This is a genomic window from Stenotrophomonas sp. YJH_SMC_138 (genome assembly GCF_059369855.1).
Map to the genome: position 1 here is coordinate 568270 of NZ_JCAFTB010000002.1, position 25937 is coordinate 594206.

Here is a 25937-nt window from a genome sequence, read left to right on the forward strand (position 1 = left end):
TGGCCGTCCGGCGCGATGCTGGCGGCATGGACACGTTCTCTCCCGCCGCCGGTGGCCTGGCCTGGACCTTCGACCCCGACCTGCTGCGCCGGCATGACCGGCCGGGGCCGCGCTACACCTCGTATCCGACCGCGCCGCACTTCCACGATGGCTTCGACGCGCCGGCGCTGCGCCAGGCGATCGCCGACAGCAACCAGCTGGCGCGCGCGCTGTCGCTGTACGTGCATGTGCCGTTCTGCTCCAGCCCCTGCTTCTACTGCGGCTGCAACCGGGTGATCACCCGCGACCGCGGTCGGGGCCACAGCTACGTCGCGCGCGTGCTGGCCGAGGCCGACCTGCTGGCGCCGCAGTTCGAGGACGGCCGTGAGGTCATCCAGCTGCATCTGGGCGGTGGTACGCCGAACTTCCTCGAGGCCGAGGCGATGACCACGCTGGTGGAGGGGCTGCGCCGGCGCTTCGATTTCAGCGATTCGCCGCAGCGCGATTTCTCGATCGAACTCGATCCGCGCTTCATCGATACCCGCGATGTCGCCATGCTGGCGCGGCTGGGCTTCAACCGGGCCAGCCTGGGCGTGCAGGATTTCGATCCGCATGTGCAGGAATCGATCAACCGCATACAGGGCGTGCAGCAGACGCTGGACATCCTGCATGCCTGCCGCGACAGCGGCATGCGCTCTGTCAACGTCGACCTGATCTATGGGCTGCCTGGACAGAGCCTGCAGGGATTCGGCCGCACCCTGGAACGAGTGCTGGCATTGCGACCGGATCGCCTGGCGGTGTATGGCTACGCACACCTGCCACACCTGTTCCGCGCGCAGAAGCAGATCGACGAGCGCCGGTTGCCTTCACCGGAAGACAAGCTGGCGCTGCTGGGCCTGGCGGTGGAGAAGCTTTCTGCTGCGGGTTACCAGTACATCGGCATGGATCACTTCGCGCTGCCGGAAGAGGACCTGTCGCGCGCGCAGCGTGCCGGCCAGCTGCATCGCAACTTCATGGGCTATACCACCCACGCCGATACCGACCTGCTCGGCCTGGGCGTGAGTGCGATCAGTCATATCGGTGCCACCTACAGCCAGAATCCGCGTGACCTGCCGTCGTGGGAGGACGCGGTGGACCAGGGCCAGCTGCCGGTCTGGCGCGGCGTGGCACTGAGCGCCGACGACCAGCTGCGCGCTGAACTCATCCAGCAGCTGATGTGCCAGGGCGAGGTGGACGGTGCCGTGCTGGGCCAGCGCCATGGCGTCGATTTCGAGCAGTACTTCGCCGAGGACCTGCGTTCGGTGCAGCGGTTGCAGGAAGACGGCCTGGCCGAATACCGCGACGGTGTAGTGCGCGCCAGCGAGCCGGGTCGGCCGCTGCTGCGGCTGCTGGCGATGTGTTTCGACCCCTACCTGCGCGCGGCGCATGAACAGCCGCGTTACTCGCGTGCAATCTAAGGTGTACTCGCGCAGCGCGGTTGGTGCCCGGAGCCGGAATCGAACCGGCATGGGGTTGCCCCCGGCGGATTTTAAGTCCGATGCGTCTACCAGTTTCGCCATCCGGGCCTGCAGCGCGGCGCCGATTGTAGCCCAGCTGCAGAATCGCAGCCGGATTGCCGTGGAGCGGCAGCGTGTTTAACTGTCGCTCCCATTCATGTCATAGTCCCAACCATCGTTCCCAGGGGGGGAGCCGCACGATGTCGCTGCACGCGATTGCCTATGCCAGTGAGGCCCGCGCCGATCTGCAGACAACCGATCTTGACCGCCTGCTGGCCGATGCCACGGCATTCAACCGTGTAGCCGGTGTCACCGGTGTGCTGATGTTCGATGGCAGCCGTTTCCTGCAGTACCTGGAAGGCCCGGAGGACGGTATCGATTCGGTGTACCAGCGCATCGTCAATGCGCGCAGCCACGGCCAGCTGAAGGTGCTGTGCCGCGCGCCGGTGGCGCAGCGGGCGTTTCCGCGCTGGTCGATGGGAACCCGGCGCATTGATGCGGAGCTGCTGGCACAGATCGTTGAATCGGCGTGGCCGGGCTTCCTGCTTGGCAGCGGTGGCTTCGAGCGCCTGCGGCAGGCCTGGACCGGCGCCGATGGCGAACTGGAACCGGCCGCGGTCGCACTGGGCTCCTGATCCCATCTTGGCGGGCAGGCGCCCGGGCCGTTACGCTGTCGCCTTTCTGGCGTGGAATTACACGGAGTGGTGCAGCGAATGAGCAGGTCGGCCGAATCCATGGCGGCATGCATGCCGTTGCGCGGGACATGCCAGTGAGCGCGTCCCTTGCGGCAGCGGAGACCCCGCGTTTTGCGGTGATCGGCCTGGGCTACGTCGGCCTGCCGTTGGCGGTGGCCTTCGGTCGGCACTGGCCGACGCTGGGCTTCGACATCGATGCCGATCGCATCGCCGAGCTGCGCGATGGCCAGGACCATACGCTGGAGGTGGAGGCCGACGAGCTGGCCAGTGCTCGGCAGCTGCAGTACGGCAGCGATCCGGCCTTGCTTGATGCATGCAACGTCTACATCGTCACCGTGCCGACGCCGATCGATGCCTATGAGCAGCCCGATCTGGAGCCGTTGCGTTCGGCGACGCGGCTGATCGCCAGCCATCTGCGCGCGGGTGACCTGGTGATCTACGAATCCACGGTGTACCCCGGCACCACTGAAGAAGTCTGCGTGCCGCTGCTGGAAGAAGGCTCGGGCCTGCGCTTCAACGAAGACTTCTACTGCGGCTACAGCCCGGAGCGGGTCAGTCCCGGTGACCGCCAGCGGCGCCTGGCCGACATCCGCAAGATCACCTCGGGGTCGACAGCGGAAGTGGCTGCGGTGATCGATGGCCTGTACCAGCGCATCATTGCCGCCGGCACGTTCCCCGCGCCATCGATGCGCGTGGCCGAGGCGGCCAAGGTGGTCGAGAACATCCAGCGCGATGTGAACATCGCGCTGGTCAATGAGTTGGCGCTGATCTTCGACAGGCTGGGCATCGATACCCAGGATGTGCTCGATGCCGCCGGCAGCAAGTGGAACTTCCTGCCATTCCGGCCGGGCCTGGTCGGCGGCCATTGCATCGGCGTGGACCCGTATTACCTGCTGCACAAGTCCGAGAGCGTGGGCTACCACCCGGACCTGATCCACACCGCGCGGCAGGTCAACAACCGCGTCGGTGAGCATGTGGCGTCGCGGGTGCTGGCGATGCTGGCCGAACGCGGCCGCGAACCAGTGCAGTCGCGCATCCTGGTGCTCGGTGTGACCTTCAAGGAGGATTGCCCGGACCTGCGCAACAGCCGCGCGCTGGAGCTGGCGCAGCGCCTGCGTGATGCCGGCGCTCAGGTCGAGGTCAGTGATCCCTGGGTCGGCCCGGCGGCATTGGCCGATGAGGGCGTGCAGTGGCTGGCCGAACCCGTGGCAGGGGCCTATGACGCGGTGGTGCTGGCGGTTGCCCATGCCCGCTTCAAGGCGATGGACGAGGCCGGTATCCGGTCGCTGCTGGCGCCGGGCGGCCTGGTCTACGACGTCAAATCGGCCTGGCCACGCAACGTGGTTGACGATCGCCTGTAAACCCGGGCGGCGGGCAGCACGGTAGACTCGCAGGCAGTTGCAACCAAGGAACGCCATGCACCGGTATATCGTCTACCTGCTCGCCATCCTGATGTTCCCCATCTGCCTGTGGTTGGCCACGATCTGGCCGGCCTGGTACTGGGGCGTCGGCCTGACCGCCGCGATGGTGGCTCTGGGGACCTGGGACCTGCTGCAGAAGCGCAGCACGCTGCGCCGCAACTATCCGGTGATGGCACACTTCCGCTACGGCCTGGAATCGATCGGTCCGGAAATCCGCCAGTACTTCGTGCAGAGCGACCTGGAGGACGTGCCGTTCTCGCGCCAGCAGCGTGCACTGATCTACCAGCGGGCCAAGAACGAGATGGACACGGTGCCGTTCGGCACCCTGCGCAGCACCTACGCGGTGGATTACGAGTGGATCAACCACTCGCTGGCGCCGACCGCCATCGCCAAGCACGATTTCCGCGTGCTGATCGGCGCCAATTGTGCAAAGCCGTATTCGGCGAGCGTGTTCAATATTTCGGCGATGAGCTTCGGCTCGCTGTCGGCCAACGCGATCCGCGCACTGAACGAAGGCGCGCGGCGCGGTGGCTTCTACCACGACACCGGCGAAGGTTCGATTTCGCCATACCACCGCGAGATGGGCGGCGATCTGGTGTGGGAGATCGGCTCGGGCTACTTCGGTTGCCGTGACGAAAAGGGCGGTTTCAGTGAAGAGCGCTTCGTCGCCAACGCCACCCATGATCAGGTCAGGATGATCGAGATCAAGCTGTCGCAGGGCGCCAAGCCCGGTCATGGCGGCGTGCTGCCGGCGCCAAAGGTGACCGCCGAGATCTCGGTCACCCGTGGCGTGCCGATGGGCGTGGACTGCGTATCGCCGTCGCGTCACTCGGCATTCTCGACGCCGGTCGAACTGCTGCAGTTCGTCGCCCGTCTGCGCGAACTGTCCGGTGGCAAGCCGGTCGGTTTCAAGCTGGCCATCGGCCACCCGTGGGAGTGGTTCGGCATTGCCAAGGCGATGCAGGAAACCGGCCTGCTGCCGGACTTCATCGTGGTCGACGGTGCCGAAGGCGGTACTGGCGCAGCACCGGCGGAGTTCGTCGACCATGTCGGCGTGCCGATGCACGAAGCACTGTTGCTGGTGCACAACACGCTGGTCGGCCTGGACCTTCGCGAGCGGATCCGCATCGGCGCGGCGGGCAAGATCACCAGCGCCTTCGACATCGCGCGCACCATCGCGCTGGGTGCCGACTGGTGCAATGCCGGCCGTGGCTTCATGTTCGCGCTGGGCTGCATCCAGTCGTTGAGCTGCCATACCGACAAGTGCCCGACCGGCATCGCCACCCAGGACCCGGCGCGCTGGAAGCACCTGGATGCACCGGACAAGGCCACCCGCGTGTACAGCTACCACGAGCACACGCTGCACGCCCTGAAGGAGCTGTTGTGTGCGGCCGGCCTGAACGATCCGGCCGAACTGGGGCCGGAGCACATCCTGCGTCGTGTTTCGCCTGTCGAGATCCGCTCGCTGGCGTCGCTGTATCGCTACCTGGAACCGGGCGAGCTGCTGCACAAGGTGCCGGATCATGCGGTGTTCCATGCATTCTGGGCCGATGCACGCAGCGATTCGTTCCAGCCGCCGCCGAAGATCCAGGCGCTGCGCGCCAGCAAGTCGCGATAATGTGTTGCTGTAGAGCCGAGCCCATGCTCGGCTGCTTCTCTCATCGCGATGTTGGAACGAAGAACAGCCGAGCCGAGCATGGGCTCGGCTCTACAGGGAGATGTCATGCGGTTCAGGACCGGCACCATCGACGATGTCGCCATGCTGTGGGCACTGCGCACGCGTTGCGTTCGCGAGACGTGCAGCAGCCATTACCCGGCGGAGGTGATCGATCCGTGGTCTGCTTCGCCGCCGCCGTCGCAGTACGCACGGCTGCTGGGGCAGGGAGGCTGCGTGGTGGCCGAGGACGGGCAGGGTGTCCTGCTCGGGTTCGGCGTGTTTGATACCGACGCCAATGAAGTCGATGCGCTGTTCGTCGATCCGGATCGTGGCGGCACGGGCATCGGCCAGGCGCTGATGCAGCGTCTGCTGGCGATGGCCGATCGTGAGCGCGAGGTGGTGCTGTCAGCCTCGCTAAACGCCGTGCCGTTCTACCAACGGCAGGGATTCATTGCCGTGCGGGAGGAAGCCTACCCGCATCCCAGCGGCGTGGCGCTGGCTTCGGTGAGCATGCGCAGGCCGTGGTGAGCGCCCGGGGATTGTAGAGTCGAGCCATGCTCGACTGCTTCATCGCCTGAATCAAAGGCAGTTGAGCACGGCTAAACTCCACAATGCGGGTGTCACCGCCCAGCCAGCCACCCGATCACGCCCTCGGCGGCGCGCAGGCCACTGGCATAGCACGCCGTCAGCAGGTAGCCCCCCGTGGGGGCCTCCCAGTCCAGCATCTCGCCGGCACAGAACACGCCGGGTGCTGCCCGCAGCATCAGGCCATCATCCAGCGCAGCCAGGCGCACGCCGCCGGCAGTGCTGATCACCTCGGCCATCGGCCGTGGACGCAGAAGGCGCAACGGCAGGCGCTTGAGCGTGGTAGCCACGGCAGGCAGGTCGTGGCCCGCATCCTTGCCAAGGATCTCGAACACCAGGGTGGCCTTCACCGCATCCAGGCCGGCCTGACGGCGCAGATGCTCACCAAAACTGCGACCCTTGCGCGGCCGCGAAAGATCAGCCAGCAGGCGTGCTTCATCGCGTCCCGGCACCAGGTCCAGCCACAGCATGGCATGGCCATCACGGTTGATGGTCTCGCGCAGGTCTGCGGCCAACGCGTAGATCAGGCTGCCTTCGATGCCGTACTCGCTGGCTACGCATTCGCCCTGCAGCGACTGCGGTTGTCCGGCCAGGTCGAGCCAGTGCCCGACCACCGGCTTCAACGGTGCGCCTGCATTGCGCTGGGCGAAGAACGGCGTCCAGTCGATGTCGAAGCCGCAGTTGGCCGATTGCAGCGGCGCAATGTCCACGCCTCGTGCCTGCAAGGGGGCGACCCAGGCGCCATCACTGCCCAGCTGCGGCCAGCTGCCGCCACCCATCGCCAACACGCTGGCATCGGCGTGGACATCGATCTCGCCGGCTTCGGTGGCGAAGCGCAGCGCGCCGTCGTTGCCCCAGCCGATCCAGCGGTGGTTGGCATGCAGGCGCACGCCCTGTTCCTTCAGTCGGCGCACCCAGCCGCGCAGCAGCGGCGCAGCCTTGCGGTCGACCGGAAACACGCGGCCGGAGCTGCCGACATAGGTCTCCACGCCAAGGCCGGCAGCCCAGTCGCGCAGCGCCTGCGCGTCGAAGCCATCCAGCCAGCGGCCCACGGCCGTGGATTGCTCGCGGTAGCGGCTGTCGAACAGCGGCCGCGGATCGGAATGGGTGAGGTTGAGACCGCCCTTGCCGGCGATCAGGAACTTGCGGCCGGGTGAGCCCTTGGCCTCGTACAGGTCCACGTCCAGCCCCGCGGCGCGCAGGCGCTCGGCGGCGAACAGGCCGGCCGGGCCACCGCCGATGACGGCGACCCGATGGGGCAATGCGGTATTACGGCTTGACATCGAGCAGCTCGACATCGAACACCAGCGACGAACCGGCCGGAATCGGGCCGACCCGGCGGTCGCCGTAGCCGTAATCCGGCGGGATCATCAGCGTGCGCTTGCCGCCGACCTTCATGCCGGCCACGCCCTCATCCCAGCCGCGGATGACCTGGCCGGCGCCGAGCGCGAAGGTGAACGGCTGGCCGTGCTTGAAGGAGCTGTCGAAGGTCTTGCCGTGCTTGGTTTCGGTGCGGTTGTCGTAGATCCAGCCGGTGTAGTGCACGGTGACCTTGCTGCCGGGAACGGCTTCGGTGCCGGTGCCAGCGACGGTATCGATGCGCTCGAAGGTGGTCAGGGTGCCGCCCGGCGGCGGACCGGAGGGCTCGCTCGAGCAGCCAGCGGCGGCGAGGGACAGCAGCAGGGGAAGCAGCAGGCGGCGCATCGGGCGTCTCCAGAAGGGCGCAGGGCGAGGGCGGCAAGGGTAGCGCATCGGCGCCGGGTATCATGGCGGCATGGCAAAACTCCTGCTCAATCTGCGCAATGTCGGCGACGACGAATATGCCGATGTCTGCACGCTGCTCGACCAGCACGGCATCGCCTGGTACCGCACCGAACCCAGCCCCTGGGGTATTTCCAACGGTGGCCTGTGGCTGCGCGAGGACGCCGATCATCCGCGCGCGAAGGCGCTGATGGCCGGGTACCAGGCGGCGCGCGGTGTGCGCGTGCGGGCCGAGCGTGAGCAGGCGTTGCGGGATGGCACGGCGGAGACCTTTGGCAGCCTGTTCCGGCGGCGGCCGGTGTTCGTGGTGCTGGTGCTGCTGGGCATGGCCGCTGCGGCGGCGCTGGTGCTGCTGCCGTTCATGCTGTTGCGGGGGTAGGGGGCGCGGCCGGGTTGCACCCGGCACCCGCGGTAGTGCCGGCCGCTGGCCGGCAACAGCAACAGCAACAGCAACAGCAACGGCAGGCAATCCGTGGCGGGCAGGGCGGTGTCGGCAGGCGGGACACGCCGTAAACCCATCCTTGGGGGCTCGATGGCGCCATCCATGGCGCCAACGGTCCCGCCTGCCCACACCGCCCCGCCTCTGACAGATTCCGGGTGTCTGCCGGGCTTGGGGTCGGATCCCTCTGCTGCGCAGAGGGCTCTGACCCCTGAATCTGTCTGTGCGGGCGGGAGGCGCTAAAATGGCAGGATGATCGCCAACACCGCTGCCTACCATTTCGCCGTCATCGACGCCCCCCAGGCCCTGTGCGACCAGCTGCTGTCGCGTGCCCAGGCGGCCGGGTTGCGGGGCACGATCCTGGTGGCGGGCGAGGGACTGAACCTGTTCCTGGCCGGTGAGCCGGAGGCGGTCGAGGATTTCTACGCCGCGCTGCATGCCGATGCGCGTTTTGCCGGGATGCGGGTCAAGACCAGCCTGAGCGAGCACCAGCCGTTCGCGCGGCTGAAGGCCAAGGTGAAGGACGAGATCATCAGCTTCCGCCGCGATGACGGCCAGCCGCTGGACTATCCGCGTGCACCGGCGGTCGATCCGGCCACCGTGCAGCGCTGGCTGCGGCAGGGCCACGATGACGCCGGCAAGCCGGTGGTGATGCTCGATACCCGCAACCTGCAGGAAGTGGAGTACGGCACCTTCAAGGATGCGCTGGTGCTGCCCATCCACAAGTTCACCGACCTGCCCGAGGCGCTGGCGCCGCATCGCGAGGCGCTGAAGGACAGCACCGTGGTCAGTTTCTGCACCGGCGGCATCCGCTGCGAGAAGGCCGCACTGTGGATGGCCAACGATGGCATGGACAACGTGCTGCAGCTCGATGGCGGCATCCTCGGCTACTTCGAGGAGGTGGGCGGCGAAGGTTATGAAGGCCGCTGTTTCGTGTTCGACGAGCGCGTGGCGCTGGATGCCGAACTGAAGCCGATGGTCGACCAGCCGCTGCCGGAGCCGCGCCCCAGCGCGTTCTGACACGCTTCTGTAGAGCCGAGCCCATGCTCGGCTGCCTTTTGTTGATCAACAGCAGCCGAGCATGGGCTCGGCTCTACACGGTCCGGCAGGCCCTGAACCGGCTCCGCGGGAATCAGCATCCCGCCACCGTCACTGGCCGCTGCGCCTGGCCGACCCCATGCAGGGGGGGTCCTGAGACGGAAAACCGCTGATGATCCCGTTGTCGATCCTTGACCTGGCCCCGGTCTGCGAGGGCAGTGACACCACCGCCGCCTTCGCCAACATGCTGGAACTGGCCCAGCACGCCGATGCGCTGGGCTACCGCCGTTACTGGCTGGCCGAACACCACAACATGCCCGGCATCGCCAGCGCGGCCACGGCCGTGCTGATCGGCCACGTCGCGGGCGGCACCCGGCGCATCCGCGTCGGTGCCGGCGGCATCATGCTGCCCAACCATGCGCCGCTGCAGGTGGCCGAGCAGTTCGGCACGCTGGCTTCGCTGTATCCGGACCGCATCGATCTCGGCCTCGGCCGTGCGCCGGGCACCGATCAGCCCACCGCGCGTGCACTGCGCCGCTACTTCGACAGCGCCGACCAGTTCCCGCAGGACGTGCGCGAGCTGCTGCACTACTTCGAGCCGGTACAGCCCGGGCAGGCGGTGCAGGCGGTTCCGGGCGGTGGCCTGCGGGTGCCGACCTGGATCCTGGGGTCCAGCCTGTTCGGCGCGCGCATGGCCGCCGCGATGGGCCTGCCCTATGCGTTTGCCTCGCACTTCGCGCCCGATGCCATGGACGAGGCGCTGGCGGTGTACCGCCGAGAGTTCCGCCCCTCGGCCACGTTGAACCAGCCGCACGCGATGCTGGCCCTGAATGTCGTCGCCAGTGACAGCGAGGCCGAATCGCGCCGCCTGTTCACCAGCCAGCAGCAGAGTTTCGTCAACCTGCGCCGCGGCCGGCCGGGCAAGATTCCGGCGCCGATCGACGACATCGAAGCCTTCTGGGAGCCGCACGAAAAACTCGGCGTGGAGCGGGCCCTGGCCTGCACCGTGCTCGGCGATCCGCAGCAGGTGGCCGATGGCATCGCCGCGTTCGTAGAGCGGCACTCGCCGGACGAGCTGATGCTCACCGCCAACCTGCATGACCACCGCGCGCGCCTGCGTTCGTTCGAACTGGCGATGCAGGCCTGGCACGCCCGCCACGCGGGCTGAACAATGGCGTCACGGCCCGTTGCAGCCGCGACGGGTCTGATGGGGGCTCTACCCATTGGAGCCTCCCATGGCGGATACCCGCGCCGAACACATCGCCCAGCTGGCCGAACTGATCAAGGACGTGGAGGTGGCGATGTTCACCACCACCGGCGTCGACGGACGACTCTACAGCCGGCCGCTGGCCACCCAGCAGGTCACCTTCGACGGTGACCTGTGGTTCGTCATCACCGCCGACAGCCCGAAGGTTGCCGAGATCGCGCTTGATCCGCACGTCAACGTGGCCTATGCCTCGCCGTCGAAGAACACCTACGTATCGGTGGCAGGGCGCGCGCGCATCGTTGATGACCGCGCGAAGATCGAGGAACTGTGGTCGCCGGCGATGAAACTGTTTTTCCCGGGCGGCAAGGACGACCCGAACCTGCGCCTGATCCACGTGCGGGCCGACTCGGCCGAGTATTGGGATGGTCCGGGCACGCTGCTGGGCAAGGCGTTGAATTTCGTGCTGTCGGCGGTGCAGGACGAGCCGGCGCAATTGGCCGACAATGGCTTCATCGATCTTCGGTGAGGATCGATGTCCGGTATTGGTAGTGCCGGACGCTGGCCGGCAGACCTGGAAACGTGGCAGCCGGCCAGCGGCCGGCTCTACCGGGTTCCGGCTCAGAACCAGCGCTGGAACAGGTCCACCGTGTAACCCACCAGCTGCCCCGAACTGAAGCCGAAGAACGCGATCGCCGCCAACGCGGCGATCCAGTTGAACAGCATCAGCGCGCCATCGCGTTCCAGCAGCGCCAGCGAGAACAGCAGCAGCTGGAAGCCGAACAGGAAATTGGTGAAGGGAATCGGCAACGACAGCAGCAGGCCCAGCAGCACCAGCAGCAGGCCGCTGAAGGCGTGGGCGGGGAGGGGCGTCAACAGCTGCGGCAGGCGTGGCCTCAGCATCCTGTCCAGGCGCCGCAGTGGGCGGTCGATGCGGTCCAGGAAACGGTGCATGGTGCCGCGCTTGGGTCCGCGGCGGGCAATGAAGCCGGGCAGCCACGGCCGGCGCAGGCAGAACAGCATCTGCAGGCCGATCAGGATCACCAGTGGGCCGCTGACCGCGCCGCCCATGCCCGGGATCGGGATGAACGAAGGCAGGATCGCCACGAACAGGAACACGCCGAACGCGCTCTGCTGCAGGTTGCTCAGGATCTGGCCGAGCGGCATGTGCTCGGCCGGGTCGCCGGAAGCGAACATCTCCAGCAGGGTGCGGATGCCCTCGTTGCGGTAGGCCGGGCGCTCGGCGCCTGGACCCTGGCCGGCCTCAGGCGGTGAGCTCATCGGCCTGCTCGTCGGACAGCGTGCGCAGCAGCAGCTTGTCCACCCGCGCACCGTCCAGGTCGACCACTTCGAAGCGCCAGCCGGCCCAGTCGAAGTACTCGCCTGCGTGCGGGATGCGGCCGAAGTAGTGGATGCACATGCCGGCCAGGGTGTAGTAATCGCCGTCCTCGGCATCGGGCAGCTCGTTGCTGCCGATCAGTTCGCGCAGGTCTTCGATCGGCAGCGAGCCGTCCACCAGCAGCGAACCGTCCTCGCGGGTCACCACCAGCGCGTCTTCATCGGCATTCTCCACCGCCTGCAGGCGGCCGACCACGGCGCCCATCAGGTCGCTGATGGTCACCAGGCCCTGGATCTCGCCGTACTCGTCCACCACCAGCGCCATCGACTGCTGTTCCTCGCGGAAGATCTCCAGCAGCTTCATCGCGTGGGTCGATTCGGACACGTAGAGCGGTTCGCGCAGGGTCTGGAACAGCGCGTTGTCGCCGCGTGCCATGCGCGTGGCCAGCGATTTCAATTCAAGTACGCCGACCACGTCCATGTCGTTGTCGCGGTACACCGGGTACCGCGAGAACTCGTGCTCGGCCATGATTTCCAGGTTGCGCTCCAGCCCGGCCTGGGTGTCCAGCCAGGCAATGCGGTTGCGCGGGGTCATCAGGCTGTCGGCGGTGCGGTCGCCCAGGCGCATGACGCGGTTCATCATGTCACGCTCGTGGGCGTCGATCACACCGGCTTCGTGGCTCTCGGCCACCAGCATGCGGATCTCTTCTTCAGTCACCGAGGCGACTTCGTCCTTGCCCAGGCCGAACAGGCGCAGCACCAGCTGGGTGGTCTTGGACAGCAGCCAGACGAAGGGCAGGGCCAGCTTGGCCAGCCAGCTCATCGGCATCGCGACCAGGCCGGCAATGGCCTCCGAGCGGGTCAGCGCCAGGCGCTTGGGCACCAGTTCGCCGAAGATCAGCGTGATGAAGGTGATCAGGCTGACGGCCAGCGCGGTACCGATGTTGCCCGCGTACGCAAACCCCGGCATCAGCCCCTGGATCCAGCCGGCGAAGGCCTCGCCCAGCGCCTCACCGCCGAGGTAGCCGGTCAGCACGCCGATCACGGTGATGCCGATCTGCACGGTGGACAGGAAGCTCTCCGGCTTCTCGGACAGCTCCAGCGCCTTGGCCGCGCGCTTGGAGGTGGCAGCCATCTGCTTCAGGCGGCTCTTGCGCGAGGTCATGACCGACATCTCGGACATGGCGAAGAAGCCGTTCAGCAGAACAAGCGCGAAGACAATCAGGATCATTTCAAACACGGGCGTCGTCCCCGGTTGGTGGCAGGGAGGGCGGGTGCTGGCGATGGCGGCAGGCGCTCAGGAACGGGATCCGGCGCGGCGCAGGGGGATAAGGGTCGTCGTCCATAAGGTGCGCCCGAAGGCGCGCTGGCATCTTAGCAAAGGGGCATGGCAGGGTGGCAACCGCCTGTTCAGGTTGGGGGTTCCAAGGCCTCGAAAGGGGGCGGGGATACCCGTGATGGTCATCTAGCCGTCATAATTCCATCTGGTGCCGTCCTTCCCGCGACGGCTGACAGGTTTCTCAATGTTCTCTCTGCAGACCATTTTCGGTTCCGGCAAACAGTTCTACACCCTGCTCGATGAGGCTGCCGTCGCGGCTTCCGACGCCGCCAAGGCGCTGCATTCCATGCTGCGCGAGGCCGACCGCCAGCCCGCGCTGGACGCCTTCAAGCTGGCCCGCCTGCGCGAACGCGCGGCCTCGGACAAGATCAGCCAGGCGCTGGTGGACAGCTTCATGACCCCGATCGAGCGCGAAGACATCGAAGCGCTGGGCTCGGCGCTGTACAAGATTCCCAAGCAGATCGAGAAGTTCGCCGACCGCTATTCGCTGGCCACGACGCACCTGGAGCACATCGACTTCGCGCCGCGCGCGGCGATGCTCGAACAGGCCGCCGGCGTGGTGGTGGAGATGGTGGCCGACCTGCGCCACATGAACCTGGACCGGATGACCGCGCTCAACGAGAAGCTGCGCTCGCTGGAGAACGAGGCCGACCGCCTGATGCTCGAGCTGTACCGCGACATCTATTCGGGCCGCCTGGACAACCTGCAGATGTTCCTGCTGAAGGAATTCTTCGAGATCCTGGAAAAGGCCATCGACCGCTGCCGCGAGGCTGGCGTGGTGGCGTACCAGATCGTGTTGAAGAACAGCTGACGGACGCCGCCGCATGTTGACCCTTGTCCTGGTGGTGATCCTGGCCGCGCTCGTCTTCGAGTTCATCAACGGCTTCCACGACACTGCCAACTCCATTGCCACCGTGGTGGCGACCAAGGTGCTCTCGCCCGGCTGGGCGGTGATGCTGGCCGCCTTCATGAACCTCATCGGTGCACTGACCGGTACCGCGGTGGCGCTGACCATCGCCTCGGGCCTGCTCAACACCAACGTGGTCGAGGTCACCCCGCAGGTGATCCTGTGCGCCCTGCTGGGCGGCATCATCTGGAACCTGATCACCTGGTGGAAGGGCCTGCCGTCCTCGTCCTCGCACGCCCTGATCGGTGGCCTCTGCGGCGCCGGCCTGGCTGCCGCCCACAACAACTGGGACGCGCTGATCTGGTCCGAGCGCCTGGGCAGCTGGGCGCAGAACAAGGGCCTGCTGTGGAAGGTGTTCGTGCCGATGATCACCTCGCCGATCGCCGGCTTCCTGCTCGGCATCGTGGTGATGGTGCTGCTGTGGGCGCTGATCGCCGGCCTGGCCAAGATCGGTGGTGCCATCGGCCGCCTGGCCCGTCCGCGCATCGTCAACGCCTTCTTCGGCAAGGCGCAGATCGCCTCGGCGGCCTACATGGGCTTCGCCCACGGCCACAACGACGCGCAGAAGACCATGGGCATCATCGCCATGACCCTGATCGGTGCCGAAGCCACCGGCGCATTGAACGACCTGCCGTCCTGGCTGGCCTTCATGCACCCGGACGCGCATGCCGGTGACGGCATCGCGATGTGGATCGTGCTGACCTGCGCGGTGGTGATGGCGGCCGGTACCGCTTCGGGCGGCTGGAAGATCATCAAGACCCTGGGCCACAAGATGGTCAAGCTGCACCCGATCCACGGCTTCGCCGCGGAGACCAGCTCGGCCACCATCCTGACCCTGGCGGCCCACTTCGGCATGCCGGTCTCGACCACGCACAGCATCTCCACCGCGATCATGGGCGTCGGCTTCGCCAAGAACCCGCGCTCGCTGAAGTTCGGCGTGATCGAGCGCATCGTCTGGGCCTGGATCCTGACCATCCCGGCGGCCGGTGGCTGTGCGTACCTGATCCTGAAGCTGTTCGAGCTGTTCGGCTGGACCTGATCGCCACGCCAAGGTTGTAAACGAAAAGCCCGCCATATCAGGCGGGCTTTTTCATGGGCAAGAATTTTTCCGCACCCACCGTGTCGACCAAGGTCGACACCTGCCAGAGCAGAACCAGGGTCAGGGCCCGTTGCCAAGCAACGGGATCCGCCCCGTGCCGACCAACGGTCGGCACCCACCAACAGCCCTCAGGAAGCCAGCTTTTGCAGTTGCCGTTGCCGTGGCTGTCAGCGGGTGCCGGGCCGCAGGCCCGGCCAAACCCCTTCAATTACGCTGGAACAACGCCTGTACATCCTTGCGGAACGCCGCCTGGCTGTCCGCCCGGCTGTAGAACATGTGCCCGCCCGGATAACTGCGCACCTGCACCCGGTCCGGATTGCTGCCCATCGTCGGCATCTGGTCCACGGTCAGGATCGAGCCCATGAACGGGCACGACAGGTCGTTCCAGCCATGCACGATCAGCACCTGCAGATGCGGGTCGATCGCCACCGCCTGGCGCAGCTGGGTCACCGCACCCTGGCGCAGTTCGCCATTGCGGTCCCACAGCCGGTTCACGTCGTAGTTCAGCGCCTGGTAGCGCGCATCTACTTTCCAGCCGACCACGCGCGTCACGAAGTCGACCATCGCCGTGGTGGTCGGCGCGATGATGCTGTCCAGCAGTGGGTCGTTGGCGCGCTGCTCCGGATCATTCGGGAACGGATCGAACGCGGTCACGTTGGAGTCGTAGCGGCTGCCCAGCGTGCCCTTGTCGCGGAACACTTCACGCAGGTAGGCCTGGGTCTCCAGGCGCCCGCCAGCGCGGCGCACGAACTGCGGGTCCAGTCCGGTCAGCGCGGTGACCCGGCGCAGCATGGCTTCCGTAGCCTGCGGATCGCTGCGGCCCTTCATCAACGCGGTGGCGTAATCGCCACGGGTGTACTCCACCACCTCGCGCATCGCCGCATCGGTCAGCTTGCCCTGGCGCTCCAGGTGCGCCGCGGCGATCGACGGCAGCGTCTGCATCCACGCCATCGGCGAGATATCGGCGTTGTCTTCCAGGGTCGGGCTCAGGTAGGGCGAGACCAGCACCAGTCCGTTCATCGCCACGCCCAGCCGGGTCTGCAGGAAGTGGGTGATGCGCGGGCCGCGGTAGCCACCGTAGCTCTCGCCGGTCAGGTACTTGCGCGAGGCCATGCGCTGGTTGCGCAGCAGCCAGTCGTAGATCGAGCGCGACAGGTATTCGACGTCGGCACTGGGGTTGTAGAGCGCTTTCTTGGCTTCATCGTCGCCGATCCGCGCGCGGCTGAAGCCGGTACCGACCGGATCGATGAACACCAGATCGGTGAAGTCCAGCCAGGTGCCCGGGTTGTCGTGCAGGGTGGCCGGCGCCGATGCGCTGTCACCCTCGGAGCCGAAGGTCACCACCTTGGGCCCGATCGCGCCCATGTTGAGGTACACCGACGACGCACCGGGGCCGCCATTGAGCGCGAAGGTCACCGGCCGGTCCTTGCCCGGCATCGTGTAGGCGGTGAACACCACATCGGCGATCACCTTGCCCTTGGCATCGCGTACCGGCAGGGTGCCGACGGTGGCGGTGTAGTCCAGGGTGCGGCCGGCCAGGCGCATGCTCTGGCGGGCCGAGGCGTCGGCGGGCAGCGCAGGCGCTTCGGTCTTGTCGTCTTTCGGGTCGGGCTTGCCCTCGGCGTCGGGCGCGGCCAGCACGCTGGCAGGGGCGATGAGCAGGCCGACGCAGAGCGCGGCAGTGTGCAGCAGGGACTTCATGGCACCGGTTCGGCAGCGGAAGGGGGTTCCGATGCTAGGCCGGTGGCGGGCCATGCCGTATGTGTCCAAAGGCATGGCCGTGCGTTGAGCCCGCTACTGGCCAGATTGGGTCAAGCGGGCAGGATGGCTGCGGCGTCGTCATCGGCCAGCAGGCCGTAGACGGCCGAGTCGGCCAGCTGCCCCTGGATGCGCCAGCGCTGGCGCAGCACCCCCTCGCGCTGGAAGCCCAGGCGTTCCAGCACGTGCGCGGACGGCGCATTGCGCGGGTCGATCTCGGCTTCCACCCGGTGCAGGTGCAGGGTGCGGAACAGGTAGGCCAGTACCTGTTGCAGGGCCTCGTGCATATAGCCCTGGCCCTGGCGATCGGGTGCCAGCAGGTAGCCGATCTCGGCGCGCGCCGCATCGCGGTCCACCGCGAATACCACGCAGATGCCCAGCAGCGGACCTTCCAGCGACTCGCGCACGGCCAGCTTCAGCTGGGTGCCGATGGCATGGGCGGCGAGGTCATCGTCGATCTGCTCGCGCGCTTCGGCCAGTCGCGTCCAGGCTGGATGGTTCCACCATCGCATGACATCCGGGTTGGACTGCAGCGTGAACAGCGCGGCGGCGTCGTCACGACGGATCGGGCTCAGGACCAGCCGTGCACTGTGCAGCGGCAGGCCGGGGAACAGCAGCGAGTGGCTGGCCAATACGATGGTCCACACGGGTGGACGCGCATTATGGCGCTGCCGGGTTTGCCGATGGGGGCGGATGGGGTCGGAGCGCATGGGGTCGGATCCGTTTCCTGACAGGAAACGGCTCTGACCCCACTGCCGCCAACCGGGTCAGAGCCCTTTCCTGCGGAAAGGGATCCGACCCCGCTCCGGATCAGACTTCCAGCGAAGCCAGGTCGCCCTTCGACTCCAGCCAGCCCTTGCGGTCGGACGCGCGCTTCTTGGCCAGCAGCATGTCCATCAGCGAACGGGTCTGCTCGCCATCGTCCACGGTCAGCTGCACCAGGCGGCGCGTATCCGGATGGATGGTCGACTCGCGCAGCTGGTTCGGGTTCATCTCGCCCAGGCCCTTGAAGCGGGTGACGTTGACTGCGCCCTTGATCTTCTCGCGCTCGATCTTGTCCAGCATCGAACGCTTCTCTTCCTCATCCAGGGCGTAGAACACCTGCTTGCCCACGTCGATGCGGAACAGCGGCGGCATTGCCACGAACACGTGGCCGGCATCGACCAGCGCCGGGAAATGCCTGAGGAACAGCGCGGTCAGCAGGGTGGCGATATGCAGGCCGTCGGAGTCCGCGTCGGCCAGGATCACCACCTTGCCGTAGCGCAGGCCGGTGATGTCGTCCTTGCCGGGGTCGCAGCCGATGGCCACGGCCAGGTTGTGCACTTCTTCGGAGGCCAGCACGCTGTTGGACGACACTTCCCAGGTGTTGAGGATCTTGCCGCGCAGCGGCAGGATCGCCTGGAAATCCTTGTCGCGCGCCTGCTTGGCGCTGCCGCCTGCCGAGTCACCTTCCACCAGGAACAGCTCGGTGCGCGACAGGTCCTGGCTGATGCAGTCGGCCAGCTTGCCAGGCAGGGCCGGGCCCTGCGTGACCTTCTTGCGGACGACCAGCTTCTCGGTCTTCAGGCGCGCACTGGCGCGCTCGATGGCGATCTGCGCGATCTTCTCGCCCAGCTCCACGTTCTGGTTCAGCAACAGGCTGAACGCATCGTGCGCGGCGCCCTCTACAAAGCCGGCGGCCTGGCGCGAGGACAGGCGTTCCTTGGTCTGGCCGCTGAACTGCGGGTCGGTCATCTTCAGCGACAGCACGAATGACACCCGGTCCCACACGTCTTCCGGGGCCAGCTTGACGCCGCGTGGCAGTAGGTTGCGGAAGTCGCAGAACTCGCGCAGCGCCTCGGTCAGGCCGGTACGCAGGCCGTTGACATGGGTGCCATGCTGGGCGGTCGGAATCAGGTTGACATAGCTTTCCTGGACCAGCTCACCTTCCGGCAGCCAGGCCACGGCCCAGTCCACCACCTCGGTGTCCTTCTTGAGGTTGCCGACGAACAGGTCGGCCGGCAGCGATTCGCGCTCGCCCAGTTCCAGCTTCAGGTAGTCGCGCAGGCCGTCTTCGTAGTACCAGGTATCGACTTCACCGGTGGCTTCGTCGGTCAGCTTGACGGTCAGGCCCGGGCACAGCACGGCCTTGGCGCGCAGCAGGTGCTTCAACGCGCGCACCGCGAACTTGGGCGTGTCGAAGTACTTCGGGTCCGGCCAGAAGCGCACGCGGGTACCGGTGTTCTTCTTGCCGACGGTGCCGACCACCTCCAGCGGCGTGGCGCGGTCGCCATTGCGGAAGGTGATGCGGTGTTCGGCACCTTCGCGCTTGATGTGCACCTCCACCAGGGTCGACAGCGCGTTGACCACGCTGACGCCGACGCCATGCAGGCCGCCGGAGAAGGTGTAGTTGTTGTTGCTGAACTTGCCGCCTGCATGCAGGCGGGTGAGGATCAGTTCGACGCCCGGGATCTTCTCTTCCGGATGGATGTCCACCGGCATGCCGCGGCCGTCATCGCTGACCTCCACGCTGCCGTCCTTGTACAGGGTGATCTCGATCGAGCGGGCATGGCCGGCGAGGGCCTCGTCCACCGAGTTGTCGATCACTTCCTGCGCCAGGTGGTTCGGGCGCGCGGTGTCGGTATACATGCCGGGACGGCGCTTGACCGGGTCAAGGCCGGACAGGACTTCAATATCGGCGGCGTTATAGCGGGCGTTCATCTATCTTCTAAAGCGCGGAGCGACGCGCAAGTGTGCGGTCTGGACGGCGATTTTGCACGCCTGCGGTTCAGCCTCGGCGCCGGGGAGGGGGTAAAATGGCAGCCGCTGGAATCTGAACGCCGGCGGCCCCATCGGGTCGAAACATCCAAGCCATACCGCGAGGAGGACCTCATGAAGAAGTTGCTGACCGTTGCAATCCTGGCCGCTGCCGCCGTTGCAGTGCCGCTGGTGGTGGCGCAGAACGCGGGCCAGCCGGCCCCGCAGCAGGGTGACCAGGCCGACAAGGCGCAGGCCGAGGCCGATGCCAAGGCCAAGCGTCGTGCCCAGGCCAATGCCGAAATGAAGGCGCAGGGCCAGCCGGCCCCGCAGAAGGAAGAAGAGGAAGAAGCGCGCAAGAAGCGCTGATCCCGCAACCTGCCAAGCGCCCTTGCGACAAGGGGTGCGCAACGGAACGCCCCGCTCAGCGGGGCGTTTCTTTTTAGGAACGTGGCGTCTGCCCCTTGGGTTGGCGGCCATCAATCTGTAAACTATGGCTTTCCGGGAGTAAGTGCGTGTCCACCCTTTGCGAATGGGCTGGAGCGGCCAAGCGTGGCTTCCAGCATGGCGGGTCGCAGGTGACGGTCGATTTGGCCGGCACGGCCGCCCCGACCTCGCACGATGGTCCCCGTCCGGCGCCTGCCGCCGCACGGATCCGCACCTCCCTCGCTGTCCCAGCGAACCGGAAAACCCCCTCCGAGCACCATGCCCGCCCTCCGGGTGCGCGTGGTGTTGCCGTTTTCCATTTCCAGACAGGATGCTTGCAGCCATGACTCCCTTGATTTTCGTAACCGGCGGCGTGGTGTCCTCGCTCGGCAAAGGCATTGCCGCCGCGTCGCTGGCCGCCATTCTCGAAGCCCGTGGCCTGAAGGTCACGATGATGAAGCTCGACCCGTACATCAACGTCGACCCGGGCACCATGAGCCCGTTCCAGCACGGTGAGGTGTATGTCACCGACGACGGCGCCGAGACCGACCTCGACCTGGGCCACTACGAGCGCTTCGTGCGCACCCGCCTGAGCCGCAAGAACTCGGTCACCACCGGCCGCATCTACGAGAACGTGATCCGCAAGGAGCGCCGCGGCGACTACCTGGGCGCGACCGTGCAGGTCATTCCGCACATCACCGACGAGATCCGCCGCTGCATCGACGAAGCCACCGAAGGCTACGACGTGGCGCTGGTCGAGATCGGTGGCACCGTCGGCGACATCGAGTCGCTGCCGTTCCTGGAAGCGATCCGCCAGGTGCGCACCGAGCGTGGCCCGGAGAAGGCGCTGTTCATGCACCTCACCCTGGTGCCGTACATCGGCGCCGCCGGTGAGCTGAAGACCAAGCCGACCCAGCATTCGGTGAAGGAACTGCGTTCGATCGGCATCCAGCCGGACGTGCTGCTGTGCCGTTCCGAGCAGGCCGTGCCGGATTCGGAGCGCCGCAAGATCGCCCAGTTCACCAACGTCTCCGAGCGCGCAGTGATCAGCGTGCCGGACGTGGACGTGCTGTATCGCATTCCGTCGGGCCTGCACGCGCAGGGCCTGGACGAGATCGTGGTCAATCAGCTGAAGCTGGCCGACAAGGCCGGTCCGGTCGATCTGTCGATGTGGGAGGACGCAGTCGATGCGACCCTGCATCCGCTGGATGAAGTGACCATCGCCGTGGTCGGCAAGTACGTGGATCACCAGGATGCCTACAAGTCGGTCGGCGAAGCACTGAAGCACGGCGGCCTGCGCCAGCGCACCAAGGTCAACCTGAAGTGGCTGGAAGCACAGGATCTGGAAGGCACCGACATGGCCGCACTGGCCGATGTCGACGGCATCCTGGTGCCGGGTGGCTTCGGTGACCGTGGTTTCGAAGGCAAGGTGCTGACCTCGAAGTTCGCCCGCGAGCAGCACGTGCCGTACTTCGGCATCTGCTACGGCATGCAGGCGGCCGTCGTCGATTACGCGCGCAACGTGGTCGGCCTGGAAGGCGCCAACAGCACCGAGAACGACCGCCAGTCGCCGAACCCGGTGATCGGCCTGATCACCGAATGGCGCACCGCCACCGGCGATGTCGAGAAGCGTGACGACAAGAGCGACCTCGGCGGCACCATGCGCCTGGGCCTGCAGGAACAGCGCCTGAAGCCGGGCACGCTGGCCCGTGAGCTGTACGGCAAGGACGTCGTCGCCGAGCGCCACCGCCACCGCTACGAGTTCAACAACCGTTACCGCACCCAGCTGGAAGATGCCGGCCTGGTGATCGCCGGCAAGTCGATGGACGACACCCTGGTGGAAGTGGTCGAACTGCCGCGCGACGCGCATCCGTGGTTCCTGGCCTGCCAGGCACACCCGGAATTCCTGTCCACGCCGCGTGACGGCCACCCGCTGTTCATCGGTTTCATCCGTGCCGCGCGCGAGCGCAAGGCCGGCGGCAAGCTGCTTTCCGAAGCGCGCGCCTGACTTGTGAATGGGGGCTTCGGCCCCCATCCTGCATGCTTCAACCCCCAGCGCACCGGCCCGGCCGGTGCTGCGGACAACAAGGAAACGCCATGAAACTGTGTGGATTCGAGGTCGGGCTGGACCAGCCCCTGTTCCTGATCGCCGGCCCCTGCGTGATCGAGTCGATGCAGCTGCAGCTCGATACCGCCGGCAAGCTGAAGGAAGTCACCGACAAGCTCGGCGTCAACTTCATCTTCAAGTCCAGCTTCGACAAGGCCAACCGCACCTCGGGCACCGCGTTCCGCGGCCCGGGCATGGAAGAGGGCCTGAAGGTCCTGGCCGAGGTCAGGAAGCAGATCGGCGTGCCGGTGCTGACCGACGTCCATGAGTACACCCCGATGGACGAAGTGGCCTCGGTGGTGGATGTGCTGCAGACCCCGGCGTTTCTGGTCCGCCAGACCGACTTCATCCGCAAGGTGTGCTCGGCCGGCAAGCCGGTCAACATCAAGAAGGGCCAGTTCCTGGCGCCCTGGGACATGAAGCCGGTCGTGGAGAAGGCCAAGGCCACCGGCAACGAGCAGATCATGGTCTGCGAGCGCGGTGCCAGCTTCGGCTACAACAACCTGGTCAGCGACATGCGCTCGCTGGCGGTGATGCGCGATACCGGTTGCCCGGTGGTGTTCGATGCCACCCACTCGGTGCAGCTGCCGGGCGGGCAGGGCACCAGTTCCGGTGGCCAGCGTGAGCACGTGCCGGTGCTGGCCCGTGCCGCCGTCGCGGTGGGCATCTCCGGCCTGTTCGCCGAGACCCATCCGGATCCGTCCAAGGCCCTGTCCGATGGCCCCAACGCGTGGCCGCTGGACCAGATGGAAGCGCTGCTCGAGACCCTGATGGAGCTCGACGCGGTGACCAAGAAGCACGGCTTCTCGCGCTTCGCGTGAGTCGTGACCGGCGGGTGGCGCTGGAAGCCCAGCGTCATCGCCGGCACTGGAAACAGTGGCCCTGGGGCCTGATCGCACTGGGCCTGGCCGTGCTGTTCACCGTGGGCATGTTTGGCCTGGTGCTGATCGGTGCGGCGTCGGTGCGCCCCCCGGGTGATGGCAGCAGCGCGCTTGATCTGCGTGCGTATTTCATTGCGCTGCTGGTCGCGGAGCTGCTCTGTGCCGCGGGCTGCCTCGCGGCCGCGGTGCTGGCCTGGCGGCTGAATCGCGGCAAGGTGGCGGCTGGCTTTGCGATCATCCTGCTTTCGCTGTGGCTCGGCGCCCTGTTCTACGGATTGCTTTGATGAATACGAGCACGTCGGCGCGCGGCTGGCCCTGGGGCCTGGTCGCGCTGGGGCTGTGCGTGCTCGCCTGGGCGTCCCTGCTGCTGGGAGTAATGGCCTTTGCGGCCAGCTTCGGCTCGCCGGGTGACGGAAACCATGGCATCCAGGCCATGCAGTACTGGATTGTGGCCGCGCTGGTCACGCTGGGTGTGTCTTTCGTCGGCAGCCTGGTGGCGATGGTGCTCGCTTGGCGACGCCGTCGTGGACCCGTCGCGGCGGCGGTGGCCGGCGCGTTGCTGGTGATGCTGGTGTCGCTGGCCCTGATCGTGATCGGGTCCAGCTGGGGCTGATGCCGCCCAGGCCATTTGGCAAGTGGCGGGCAGCCGGGGATAATCACGCGGCATTCGTTTTGTCGCCCCCTCTCCAGACAGGTAACCGGCCCGACCATGAGTACGATCCGCAGCATCCACGCCCGTGAAATCCTTGACAGCCGTGGCAACCCCACGCTGGAAGCCGAAGTCATCCTGGAGGACGGTTCGTTCGGTCGTGCCGCGGTTCCCTCCGGCGCCTCGACCGGCACCAAGGAAGCGGTCGAGCTGCGTGACGGTGACAAGACCCGTTATCTGGGCAAGGGCGTGCGCAAGGCCGTCGACAACGTCAACACCACGATTGCCGCCGCGCTGAAGGGCTTTGAGGCCACCGACCAGGCCGGCCTCGACCGTCGCCTGATCGATCTGGACGGCACCGAGAACAAGGGCCGCCTGGGTGCCAACGCGCTGCTGGGTGTTTCAATGGCCGCCGCGCATGCCGCCGCTGCATCGAACAAGCAGGCACTGTGGCAGTACCTAGCTGCCAGGACCGGCGTGACCCCGGCGCTGCCGGTGCCGATGATGAACATCATCAATGGCGGCGCGCATGCCGACAACAACGTCGACTTCCAGGAGTTCATGGTGCTGCCGGTCGGCTTCACCTCGTTCTCCGAAGCGCTGCGTGCCGGTACCGAAATCTTCCATTCGCTGAAGTCGGTGCTGAAGGGCCACGGCCTGAGCACCGCGGTCGGCGACGAAGGTGGCTTCGCGCCGGACTTCCGCAGCAACGTCGAAGCGCTGGACACCATTCTCGAAGCGATCGGCAAGGCGGGCTACACCGCCGGTGAAGACGTGCTGCTGGGCCTGGACGTGGCCTCCAGCGAGTTCTTCGAGAACGGCAAGTACAACCTGGTCGGCGAGAACAAGCGCCTGACCTCCGAGCAGTTCGTCGACTTCCTCGCCGACTGGGCCGCGCAGTACCCGATCATCACGATTGAAGATGGCCTGGCAGAGAACGACTGGGCCGGCTGGAAGCTGCTGACCGACCGCATCGGCAAGAAGGTGCAGCTGGTTGGCGACGACCTGTTCGTGACCAACCCGAAGATCTTCCAGGAAGGCATCGACTCGGGCACCGCCAACGCGATCCTGATCAAGGTCAACCAGATCGGCACCCTCAGCGAAACCCTGGAAGCGATCGCCATGGCCGATCGTGCCGGCTACGCCGCCGTGGTCTCGCACCGTTCGGGCGAAACCGAAGACACCACCATCGCCGACATCGCAGTGGCCACCACCGCCACCCAGATCAAGACCGGTTCGCTGTGCCGCAGCGATCGCGTGGCCAAGTACAACCAGCTGCTGCGCATCGAGGAAGCCCTCGGCGCCGGCGCGCGTTACGCCGGTCGTGACGCGTTCGTTTCGCTGAAGCGCTGAGCCGATGCGCGACTGGCGCTGGATGCTGCTGGTGCTGGCCCTGTTGCTGGGCTGGCTGCAGTACCGCTTCTGGTTTGGTCCGGGCAATTCGGGTGAAGTGATGATGCTCGAAGCCCAGGTCGCCAACCAGGAGCGGGACAATGAGGGCCTGCAGCAGCGCAATGATGCGCTCGCTGCGGAAGTGAAGGACCTCAAGGAAGGCCAGTCCGCCATCGAGGAACGCGCGCGCAGCGAGCTGGGCATGATCAAGCCCGGCGAGAAGTTCTATCGCGTGGTCGAGGATGCGCCGGTCCACCCGGCGCAGCCTGCGGCAGGTGTCAGTGCGCAGGTTGGCGACCACCCGGCGGACGTGCCATGAGTGCGGCGATCTGGGTCGTGGTTCCGGCTGCTGGCCGTGGCACCCGCTTTGGCGCGCCGTTGCCCAAGCAGTACCTTCAGGCGGGCGGGCAGATCCTGCTCGCCCATACCCTGGACGCCCTGCTGGCGCATCCGGCCGTAGCCGGGGCAATGGTAGTGATCGGCCCGGACGACGCCGACTGGCCCGGCTGGAACGAGTGGGCGGGCAAGCCGGTGCTGACCTGCATCGGTGGCGCGACCCGTGCCGCTTCGGTGCTGGCTGGCCTGCAGGCGCTGCCGGAGACGGTGCGCGCTGATGAATTCGTGCTGGTCCACGATGCCGCGCGGCCGAACCTGTCCCTGGTCGATCTCGGCCGCCTGCTTGAAGTCGGTCGTGCCGATCCGGTCGGGGCGATCCTGGCCGCACCGGTACGCGACACCCTCAAGCGTGCGGGCGACGACGGTGGCATCGATGGCACCGAGCCGCGCGAGCGGCTGTGGCGCGCACTGACACCACAACTGTTCCGCCGCCACCAGCTCAGCCGCGCGCTGTCCGAAGCCGCCGCCGCCGGTGTTGAAGTCACCGATGAGGCCATGGCCATGGAGCGCCAGGGCCAGCGCCCGCTGCTGGTGGAAGGCAGCGAGGACAACTTCAAGGTCACCACCCCGGCCGATCTGGACCGGTTTGAATTCGTACTTTCCCGCCGCGCCGGCTGACCGTCCGCGCGGCCCT

Annotated in this window: 26 protein-coding genes and 1 tRNA gene; 19 read left to right on the forward strand and 8 right to left on the reverse strand. The window is 66.8% G+C overall.

What is annotated here, in order from left to right; genetic code table 11:
• Positions 1–26 precede the first annotated feature (26 nt).
• Positions 27–1436 (forward strand): oxygen-independent coproporphyrinogen III oxidase, encoded by a 1410-nt coding sequence (hemN, locus tag AC5P7I_RS07795; protein ID WP_041864131.1) that lies wholly within the window; start codon positions 27–29, stop codon positions 1434–1436.
• A gap of 21 nt (positions 1437–1457) precedes the next feature.
• On the opposite strand, the gene AC5P7I_RS07800 is transcribed toward hemN, so the two are convergent.
• Positions 1458–1544: transfer RNA gene (locus tag AC5P7I_RS07800), tRNA-Leu, on the reverse strand.
• Positions 1545–1675: 131 nt separating this feature from the next.
• On the opposite strand from AC5P7I_RS07800, the gene AC5P7I_RS07805 reads away from it, so the two are divergent.
• The 4 genes from AC5P7I_RS07805 to AC5P7I_RS07820 all read left to right on the forward strand — a co-directional run bounded on the left by AC5P7I_RS07805 (position 1676) and on the right by AC5P7I_RS07820 (position 5776).
• The gene (locus AC5P7I_RS07805) at positions 1676–2110 is read left to right on the forward strand and encodes a BLUF domain-containing protein (RefSeq protein ID WP_014646679.1); all 435 of its coding nucleotides are present in this window, start codon (positions 1676–1678) and stop codon (positions 2108–2110) included.
• Positions 2111–2244: 134 nt separating this feature from the next.
• The gene (locus tag AC5P7I_RS07810; protein WP_014646680.1) at positions 2245–3531 is read left to right on the forward strand and encodes a nucleotide sugar dehydrogenase; all 1287 of its coding nucleotides are present in this window, start codon (positions 2245–2247) and stop codon (positions 3529–3531) included.
• Between the two features lie 55 nt (positions 3532–3586).
• Positions 3587–5209, forward strand: a complete 1623-nt coding sequence (locus AC5P7I_RS07815) for an FMN-binding glutamate synthase family protein (RefSeq protein WP_049442295.1) — start codon at positions 3587–3589, stop codon at positions 5207–5209.
• Between the two features lie 105 nt (positions 5210–5314).
• Positions 5315–5776: a GNAT family N-acetyltransferase gene (locus tag AC5P7I_RS07820; RefSeq protein ID WP_032959291.1), complete on the forward strand. Its 462-nt coding sequence runs from the start codon at positions 5315–5317 to the stop codon at positions 5774–5776.
• Positions 5777–5868: 92 nt separating this feature from the next.
• On the opposite strand, the gene AC5P7I_RS07825 is transcribed toward AC5P7I_RS07820, so the two are convergent.
• Positions 5869–7116 carry a TIGR03862 family flavoprotein gene (locus tag AC5P7I_RS07825; protein WP_164077626.1) on the reverse strand — a complete coding sequence of 416 codons (1248 nt, stop codon included), beginning with the start codon at positions 7114–7116 and terminating at the stop codon, positions 5869–5871.
• On the reverse strand, positions 7103–7537 hold the full coding sequence (locus tag AC5P7I_RS07830; protein WP_014646684.1) for an FKBP-type peptidyl-prolyl cis-trans isomerase: 435 nt from the start codon (positions 7535–7537) through the stop codon (positions 7103–7105). The genes AC5P7I_RS07825 and AC5P7I_RS07830 overlap by 14 nt, the downstream gene beginning before the upstream one ends.
• A 70-nt stretch (positions 7538–7607) precedes the next feature.
• Between AC5P7I_RS07830 and AC5P7I_RS07835 the strand changes: the two genes are divergently transcribed.
• The 4 genes from AC5P7I_RS07835 to AC5P7I_RS07850 all read left to right on the forward strand — a co-directional run bounded on the left by AC5P7I_RS07835 (position 7608) and on the right by AC5P7I_RS07850 (position 10804).
• On the forward strand, positions 7608–7973 hold the full coding sequence (locus AC5P7I_RS07835) for a DUF6164 family protein (RefSeq protein ID WP_032959288.1): 366 nt from the start codon (positions 7608–7610) through the stop codon (positions 7971–7973).
• Positions 7974–8285: 312 nt separating this feature from the next.
• Complete coding sequence (locus AC5P7I_RS07840) at positions 8286–9053, forward strand: sulfurtransferase (RefSeq protein WP_164077625.1); 768 nt, start codon at positions 8286–8288, stop codon at positions 9051–9053.
• A 190-nt stretch (positions 9054–9243) separates the two neighbouring features.
• Positions 9244–10239 (forward strand): LLM class flavin-dependent oxidoreductase, encoded by a 996-nt coding sequence (locus AC5P7I_RS07845; protein WP_100449784.1) that lies wholly within the window; start codon positions 9244–9246, stop codon positions 10237–10239.
• Between the two features lie 67 nt (positions 10240–10306).
• Positions 10307–10804 (forward strand): pyridoxamine 5'-phosphate oxidase family protein, encoded by a 498-nt coding sequence (locus AC5P7I_RS07850; RefSeq protein ID WP_014646688.1) that lies wholly within the window; start codon positions 10307–10309, stop codon positions 10802–10804.
• 92 nt (positions 10805–10896) lie between these two features.
• Here the strand turns inward: AC5P7I_RS07850 and AC5P7I_RS07855 are convergent, their stop codons facing one another.
• Together AC5P7I_RS07855 and AC5P7I_RS07860 are read right to left on the reverse strand one after the other, a co-directional pair.
• Positions 10897–11556, reverse strand: coding sequence for an exopolysaccharide biosynthesis protein (locus AC5P7I_RS07855; RefSeq protein WP_014646689.1), 660 nt, complete (start codon positions 11554–11556; stop codon positions 10897–10899).
• A complete protein-coding gene (locus AC5P7I_RS07860; protein WP_032959200.1) occupies positions 11540–12844 on the reverse strand; it encodes a hemolysin family protein in 1305 nt (434 codons plus the stop codon). Before AC5P7I_RS07860 ends, AC5P7I_RS07855 begins: the two co-directional genes overlap by 17 nt.
• Positions 12845–13136: 292 nt before the next feature.
• Between AC5P7I_RS07860 and AC5P7I_RS07865 the strand changes: the two genes are divergently transcribed.
• Together AC5P7I_RS07865 and AC5P7I_RS07870 are read left to right on the forward strand one after the other, a co-directional pair.
• Complete coding sequence (locus tag AC5P7I_RS07865; protein ID WP_004152833.1) at positions 13137–13763, forward strand: DUF47 domain-containing protein; 627 nt, start codon at positions 13137–13139, stop codon at positions 13761–13763.
• 13 nt (positions 13764–13776) lie between these two features.
• Positions 13777–14898: an inorganic phosphate transporter gene (locus AC5P7I_RS07870; RefSeq protein WP_014646691.1), complete on the forward strand. Its 1122-nt coding sequence runs from the start codon at positions 13777–13779 to the stop codon at positions 14896–14898.
• 264 nt (positions 14899–15162) lie between these two features.
• Here AC5P7I_RS07870 and AC5P7I_RS07875 read toward each other — a convergent pair whose 3' ends face one another.
• From AC5P7I_RS07875 to parE, 3 genes are all read right to left on the reverse strand, one after another.
• The gene (locus AC5P7I_RS07875; RefSeq protein WP_262087205.1) at positions 15163–16659 is read right to left on the reverse strand and encodes a S10 family peptidase; all 1497 of its coding nucleotides are present in this window, start codon (positions 16657–16659) and stop codon (positions 15163–15165) included.
• Between the two features lie 110 nt (positions 16660–16769).
• Positions 16770–17348: a GNAT family N-acetyltransferase gene (locus AC5P7I_RS07880; protein ID WP_262087550.1), complete on the reverse strand. Its 579-nt coding sequence runs from the start codon at positions 17346–17348 to the stop codon at positions 16770–16772.
• Positions 17349–17526: 178 nt separating this feature from the next.
• Positions 17527–19416 (reverse strand): DNA topoisomerase IV subunit B, encoded by a 1890-nt coding sequence (gene parE, locus AC5P7I_RS07885; protein WP_032959196.1) that lies wholly within the window; start codon positions 19414–19416, stop codon positions 17527–17529.
• Positions 19417–19587: 171 nt separating this feature from the next.
• Between parE and AC5P7I_RS07890 the strand changes: the two genes are divergently transcribed.
• The 8 genes from AC5P7I_RS07890 (at position 19588) to ispD (ending at position 25921) form a co-directional block, all read left to right on the forward strand.
• Positions 19588–19821 (forward strand): hypothetical protein, encoded by a 234-nt coding sequence (locus AC5P7I_RS07890; RefSeq protein ID WP_014646695.1) that lies wholly within the window; start codon positions 19588–19590, stop codon positions 19819–19821.
• Between the two features lie 400 nt (positions 19822–20221).
• Positions 20222–21886 carry a CTP synthase gene (pyrG, locus tag AC5P7I_RS07895; RefSeq protein ID WP_014646697.1) on the forward strand — a complete coding sequence of 555 codons (1665 nt, stop codon included), beginning with the start codon at positions 20222–20224 and terminating at the stop codon, positions 21884–21886.
• A gap of 89 nt (positions 21887–21975) precedes the next feature.
• Positions 21976–22806, forward strand: a complete 831-nt coding sequence (gene kdsA / locus AC5P7I_RS07900) for a 3-deoxy-8-phosphooctulonate synthase (RefSeq protein WP_005408999.1) — start codon at positions 21976–21978, stop codon at positions 22804–22806.
• Positions 22803–23150 carry a hypothetical protein gene (locus tag AC5P7I_RS07905; RefSeq protein ID WP_262087207.1) on the forward strand — a complete coding sequence of 116 codons (348 nt, stop codon included), beginning with the start codon at positions 22803–22805 and terminating at the stop codon, positions 23148–23150. The genes kdsA and AC5P7I_RS07905 overlap by 4 nt, the downstream gene beginning before the upstream one ends.
• Positions 23150–23479, forward strand: coding sequence for a hypothetical protein (locus tag AC5P7I_RS07910; RefSeq protein WP_262087208.1), 330 nt, complete (start codon positions 23150–23152; stop codon positions 23477–23479). Before AC5P7I_RS07905 ends, AC5P7I_RS07910 begins: the two co-directional genes overlap by 1 nt.
• Before the next feature lie 96 nt (positions 23480–23575).
• A complete protein-coding gene (gene eno / locus AC5P7I_RS07915) occupies positions 23576–24868 on the forward strand; it encodes a phosphopyruvate hydratase (protein ID WP_014646700.1) in 1293 nt (430 codons plus the stop codon).
• A 4-nt stretch (positions 24869–24872) separates the two neighbouring features.
• Positions 24873–25226: a cell division protein FtsB gene (gene ftsB / locus AC5P7I_RS07920; protein ID WP_005412924.1), complete on the forward strand. Its 354-nt coding sequence runs from the start codon at positions 24873–24875 to the stop codon at positions 25224–25226.
• Positions 25223–25921: a 2-C-methyl-D-erythritol 4-phosphate cytidylyltransferase gene (gene ispD, locus AC5P7I_RS07925; RefSeq protein WP_049405812.1), complete on the forward strand. Its 699-nt coding sequence runs from the start codon at positions 25223–25225 to the stop codon at positions 25919–25921. Before ftsB ends, ispD begins: the two co-directional genes overlap by 4 nt.
• Positions 25922–25937: the final 16 nt, after the last annotated feature.